The organism is Synechococcus sp. R8-2 (assembly GCF_047461715.1).
GTDB lineage: Bacteria > Cyanobacteriota > Cyanobacteriia > Thermostichales > Thermostichaceae > Thermostichus.
Genome location: NZ_JANSHQ010000460.1, coordinates 1 through 1,258, shown reverse-complemented (window position 1 = coordinate 1,258; position 1,258 = coordinate 1). Strand labels below are relative to the sequence as shown.

Here is a 1,258-nt window from a genome sequence, read left to right as displayed (position 1 = left end):
GGGGATCCCTTCCAGTCGCACCAAATAAAGACCCTTAGCCGGGAAAAACTGCCCCTCGATCAAGGGGTGCAGCAGGGGCTCGGGATCCGTATCCCGCTGCAACCAGCGTGGTCCAGGCTCTGTGAAGCGCTCTGGAAAATCCGACCAGCACCTAACCCGCAGCCAGCCCCGCAAGCTGTGGGCCGCCACCACCTGTCCCACCAGCAGCCAATCGGGATCCTGGGCCATCATGGTCGGTCAAACTCAGTCGAGCCGCGGAAAGTCCACTTCGGTTGGGAAAGAAGCCGGGGTACGCAGCTTCTGAGAGGCCGCCGCGCGAGATCCTTCCCCACCCTTGGCCACGTCCACCATGGAGAGCAGCCCTTGCAGGGTGCCAGGGATCGAATTGGGATCCATGAAGATTACCTTGGCGCTGGGACTGCTGCCTACCTTGAAGCCCATGTCGATATAGTTTTGCGCCATCAGGTATTGCAACGCATTGGCTGCCTCTGGATTCTCTTGCAAAGTGGCGGCGATGGTCTTGATGGCTTCAGCCGTGCCTTCAGCCAGCAGCAGCCGCTCTCGCTTCTCCGCTTCTGCTCGCAATAGCTGTGCCTTGGCGGCCCCCGCAGCCTGGTTGATGCTGGCCTGCTGCTCCCCTTCTGATTTCAGAATAGCGGCCCGCTTCTCCCGCTCGGCAGCCATCTGCTTTTCCATCGAGTCTTGCACAGTCTTAGAGGGTTGAATGTCCCTGACTTCCACGCGCGTGATCTTGATCCCCCAGGGATCTGTGGCCTCGTCCAGCTCTGTCAAAAGGCGGGCGTTGATCTCGGCGCGGGAGGAAAAGGTTTGATCCAAATCCATGCGGCCAATTTCTGCCCGCAGAGCCGTCAGCACCAGGTTAACCAAAGCCCGCTGCACGTCCTCCACCGCATAGCGGGCCTTGATCATGTCGGTGATGCGCCAATAGACCACCGCATCGGCCATCAAAGAGACGTTGTCGCTGGTGATGCACTGCTGAGGAGGCACGTCCAACACCTTCTCGCGGATGGTTTCCTGGAACACAATCCTATCGATAGGGGGAAGAATAAAGTGCAATCCTGGGGTCAGCTTGCGATGAAACCTGCCCAAACGCTCCACCAATGCCTCATACCCCTGGCTGATGATTTTGACCGAGTTGAACAGGTAGCCGACAAAGATCAGGGCAATGGCCGCTAAGATACCTGGCATAGGGCTTTTCTCCTAAGGGGGAGTTCAGTCCCCATTCTAGACGGTTGCT

Annotated in this window: 1 protein-coding gene and 1 pseudogene; both read right to left on the bottom strand. The window is 58.4% G+C overall.

What is annotated here, in order from left to right; translation table 11 throughout:
• Nucleotides 1–231: pseudogene (locus NW819_RS11040) on the bottom strand (ribosome maturation factor RimM); the annotation flags it as partial.
• A gap of 12 nt (nucleotides 232–243) precedes the next feature.
• Nucleotides 244–1,209 carry an SPFH domain-containing protein gene (locus NW819_RS11035; RefSeq protein ID WP_011431991.1) on the bottom strand — a complete coding sequence of 322 codons (966 nt, stop codon included), beginning with the start codon at nucleotides 1,207–1,209 and terminating at the stop codon, nucleotides 244–246.
• Nucleotides 1,210–1,258: the final 49 nt, after the last annotated feature.

Coding starts and splice junctions, on each gene's coding strand:
- NW819_RS11035 (WP_011431991.1), bottom strand. CDS start 1,209: ATGCCAGGTATCTTAGCGGCCATTGCCCTGATCTTTGTCGGCTACCTG.